The organism is Psychrosphaera sp., from assembly GCF_982872775.1.
On sequence record NZ_CEYNSH010000063.1, the window covers coordinates 3,212 to 6,360 of the forward strand.

5 protein-coding genes are annotated in these 3,149 nt (G+C 40.1%); all 5 read left to right on the top strand.

The window, feature by feature from the left end; genetic code table 11:
- Nucleotides 1-64: 64 nt before the first annotated feature.
- The 5 genes from AC4E96_RS13200 (at nucleotide 65) to AC4E96_RS13220 (ending at nucleotide 3,087) form a co-directional block, all read left to right on the top strand.
- Nucleotides 65-673 carry a fumarylacetoacetate hydrolase family protein gene (locus AC4E96_RS13200; RefSeq protein ID WP_490256149.1) on the top strand — a complete coding sequence of 203 codons (609 nt, stop codon included), beginning with the start codon at nucleotides 65-67 and terminating at the stop codon, nucleotides 671-673.
- A gap of 383 nt (nucleotides 674-1,056) precedes the next feature.
- Nucleotides 1,057-1,407: a hypothetical protein gene (locus AC4E96_RS13205; protein WP_490256150.1), complete on the top strand. Its 351-nt coding sequence runs from the start codon at nucleotides 1,057-1,059 to the stop codon at nucleotides 1,405-1,407.
- A gap of 21 nt (nucleotides 1,408-1,428) precedes the next feature.
- Entirely contained in the window at nucleotides 1,429-2,127 is a 699-nt protein-coding gene (locus AC4E96_RS13210) for an aspartate/glutamate racemase family protein (protein ID WP_490256151.1), read from the top strand.
- Nucleotides 2,127-2,594, top strand: a complete 468-nt coding sequence (locus AC4E96_RS13215; protein ID WP_490256152.1) for an SRPBCC family protein — start codon at nucleotides 2,127-2,129, stop codon at nucleotides 2,592-2,594. The genes AC4E96_RS13210 and AC4E96_RS13215 overlap by 1 nt, the downstream gene beginning before the upstream one ends.
- Before the next feature lie 244 nt (nucleotides 2,595-2,838).
- Nucleotides 2,839-3,087, top strand: coding sequence for a hypothetical protein (locus AC4E96_RS13220; RefSeq protein WP_490256153.1), 249 nt, complete (start codon nucleotides 2,839-2,841; stop codon nucleotides 3,085-3,087).
- Nucleotides 3,088-3,149 lie beyond the last annotated feature (62 nt).

Consider the following 3,149-nt stretch of genomic DNA (forward strand, 5'->3'; position numbering starts at 1 on the left):
TATGAAAAGGCCAGTCATTTAAAAGCTGGATAATATTCTGTGAACAAAGAGAAATGGCAACTTAATGAAATCTATAAAATCAAACGGAATCGAAGTACAGCCGACAAAAATAGTGTGTATCGGACGAAATTACGTAGAACACATTAAAGAACTCAACAATGAAGTGCCCTCTCAGCCTGTTGTATTTATTAAACCCAACTCGTCAATATCAGACCTTCTCTTTACTAATGAAAGTGAAGAAATCCACTTTGAGGGCGAAATTTGCTTTTTAATTCACAACGGAAAAATTGACGCTGTTGGCTTAGGCTTAGACCTAACGAAAAGAAACCTTCAATCTGCCCTCAAAGAAAAAGGGCTACCTTGGGAGCGCGCAAAAGCGTTTGATCACTCTGCGGTATTTAGTGAATTTGTAAAATGTGATGATGTTCAAGATTACAAAATGGAGCTTTATATCAATGGCAGGCTGGCACAGTTTGCTGAATATGAACTCATGATGCACAAGCCTGACGCATTACTTGATGACATTAAGAGTTTTTTAACTTTGGAAAACGGTGACGTCCTGATGACAGGTACGCCCAAAGGTGTTGGTGTCGTTCATTCAGGCGATACATTCACGGCCAAGCTGTTTTGCCGTGAGAAATTAGTTATTGAAGAGTCTTGGAAAGCTCAATAAGAATATGGTTTAAATAGATTTTCTCTAAACTTTTTAAAGGGATTTTTATGAAAGTACAATTTCTCTTAGTATGGCTAGCCTTGCTATCGATTCCTGCCGGGATTTATCTCGACTCAGACTATTTCATTTGGACTTCAATCGGTATTAGTGCAATCTTAGTTATTAAGACCGCTTTTATTCGTTGTAAAAAATGTGGAGAACGTGTCCACCTTTATACAGCTGGCGGCCCTTTGGGAAGAGCTAAAATAGGTCTCCCTGTTGGTCATTGCGGACATTGCGGGAAGTCATATTTATCAGAATAGAAGCAGTATTTTCGATTGGTAACCAGTTTCAAGAATTACTGTCACAAACTTATTCATGAGGTTGATTTATAAAGGAACATTATGTTTTATCTATTTTTAGGAAATGCCATTGTTGGCTTATTTATTGTAAACAGTATCTCTCTAGAAGATGAGATCTCTGCCGCTGGGTATGCACTTGTCGTTGCCCTCTCCGCCTTCATGGATTTTCTTCCTGTTCTTCCATATTTTGTAGGACGTTACTTTTCAAAGCAATCTCAACTTCACTGGGAAACACTATTAGGTGTGGGGGTCATAATTGGAATTTTTAACTCAATACTAATACCTCGCATGGAAATTGAGGTGCTCACAGACCTCTCTCAATGGTATTTACCTGCGGCTTTATTTTTTGCTGCCGCCTTTATTCCGGCGAAAATCGAAAGATGGCGAACTTAATTAAGCAAAGTGAGAATTCGCATGAAAACAATTGGCCTTTTAGGTGGAATGAGTTGGGAGTCCACAGCAAGTTATTACAAAGCCATCAATGAGGGAGTTAAATCAGCGCTTGGAGGATTACACTCTGCAAAAGTTTGCCTTTACAGCGTTGATTTTGATGAAATTGAAAAGCTTCAGCACAAAGGTCAGTGGGACGAAACCGCTAAATTACTCTCAGATGCCGCTCTAGCGGTAGAAAAAGGCGGTGCCGATTTTCTTCTTATTTGTACAAACACAATGCACAAAGTGGCAGATAAGATTCAATCCGCAATCACTATTCCTCTTGTTCATATTGCAGATGCGACCGCAGAACAATTAGTCACAGACAATATAAAGTGCGTTGGTTTGCTCGGTACCAAGTTCACCATGGAACAAGAGTTTTACAAAAATCGAATTTTAGACAAGTATGGTATCGAGGTTATTGTACCTGACGAGCAAGACCGAAATATGGTACATGACATAATTTATAACGAGCTGTGTCTTGGAAAAATCAACGATGATTCAAGGGCTGAATACGTTAAGGTCGTTGATAAGTTACACTCGCAAGGTGCCGAGGCCATTATTCTTGGCTGTACCGAAATAGCCTTACTCATACAGCAACAACATACTAACGTACCGCTGTACGACACGACTCAAATTCATGCGGCAAAAGCCGTAAAACTAGCAACGGATAAAGATTGATGAATACCATTCAACATGAAGTTTGGATAGACGCACCACAACAAGTCGTTTATGAACTATTAGCGAGCGCTGAAGCCATTGGCACTTGGTGGGACAAACAAACTCACAGAGAAACACCTGAAGGCGTCGTATTTGAGCACTCGCCAGGTCCAGACCACGGTGCCGTTCAATTTTTAGTGCTCGCCAGCGAGCCAAATCATTTAATTAAATGGCGTTGTATCTCAGACCACCCCGCCAATGTGCCAGCTTCTGAATGGAAGAATACAGAAATGACCTTTGAAATTGGCAACAGAGACAGCTCCAAGGTGGCCTCTGAAAGTTGGGCAAGTGCGATACCGGTTCAAACAGTTATTAAGTTCCAACATACAGGCTGGCCAACGCCTTCAAAGTACTTACCGTTTTGTAATAAGGCATGGGGGGATGTATTGAATAACCTAAAGAAAAAAGGAGAGGAGATTGCCAATTAAAAAGTGGATTCTACAATACTGTATCGCGCTGCCTCTTATATTCGTTTTTTTAGCGGGAGTTCAATACCTTAAAGGTCGTTCATTTGCTTATTCGGTTGAATTTGGAATTCTGTGGTCGTTTATCTCTGTTGGAATATTTGCATTAAAAAGAGCATACAACTACCGCAAAAATATACCCTGCCAAGTTTGTAATGACTTACCTTCAGACATATCCACAGATAATAAAAAAATAAAGGAAAACAAAATGATTGAAAACAAAATTGATCTAATTGAACAATCCGTCAAAAAGCATATGGGCTTTGCGCTAATTATTGCCTTCGTTCCTCTGGTTTTTATTCAAATTATCTCGTATTTCTCAGGCTCTGAGAACACGGCTAGTTTACTCGTATTTCTCATGCCAGTTGTGGTGCTCAGCGCTTGCGCGCACCTTTTGAAAAGTGTTCTTGGCGATTTGGCTCGCTCGGAAGCAGCCGCTTCTGACCTGTCTGATTAACAATTAAGTAACAAGCTGTTACAGAACCACCAATTAGCGAAATTTTGATGATAAAGTTCAAC

Coding starts and splice junctions, on each gene's coding strand:
- AC4E96_RS13200 (WP_490256149.1), top strand. CDS start 65: ATGAAATCTATAAAATCAAACGGAATCGAAGTACAGCCGACAAAAATA.
- AC4E96_RS13205 (WP_490256150.1), top strand. CDS start 1,057: ATGTTTTATCTATTTTTAGGAAATGCCATTGTTGGCTTATTTATTGTA.
- AC4E96_RS13210 (WP_490256151.1), top strand. CDS start 1,429: ATGAAAACAATTGGCCTTTTAGGTGGAATGAGTTGGGAGTCCACAGCA.
- AC4E96_RS13215 (WP_490256152.1), top strand. CDS start 2,127: ATGAATACCATTCAACATGAAGTTTGGATAGACGCACCACAACAAGTC.
- AC4E96_RS13220 (WP_490256153.1), top strand. CDS start 2,839: ATGATTGAAAACAAAATTGATCTAATTGAACAATCCGTCAAAAAGCAT.